The sequence below is a fragment of the Mesorhizobium sp. M8A.F.Ca.ET.202.01.1.1 genome, from assembly GCF_004791595.1.
Classification (GTDB): domain Bacteria; phylum Pseudomonadota; class Alphaproteobacteria; order Rhizobiales; family Rhizobiaceae; genus Mesorhizobium.
The window spans coordinates 1-280 of sequence record NZ_SRUN01000325.1 but is presented as its reverse complement, the minus strand read 5'-3'; the positions used below and the strand labels follow the sequence as shown (position 1 = coordinate 280).

Here is a 280-nt window from a genome sequence, read left to right as displayed (position 1 = left end):
GCTCAGCTTTCCGGCTTCGACATGGGCGCGCAACGAGCCGAACTTGCCGCCCTTGCACTGACCCCAGTCGTCGACGACCATCTTGGCCATGATGTCGGTGAGCGACAGCTCCACCGCGCTCATCGTGCCATAGGGCACCACCAGCGCGCCGGGCTTGATCCATTCGGTCTTGAGCAAAGGCTGCGGTTCGTTGAGGCGCGAGGCCTCGACGACGATATCGGCACCGTCGACGCAGCTTTTCCAGTCGGCGACGGCGGTGACCTTCTTGCCGAGGTCGGCC

At 64.6% G+C, this 280-nt stretch carries 1 pseudogene; it reads right to left on the bottom strand.

Going from position 1 to position 280, the window contains the following annotated elements:
- Nucleotides 1-280: pseudogene (locus EN845_RS35050) on the bottom strand (ornithine cyclodeaminase family protein); the annotation flags it as partial.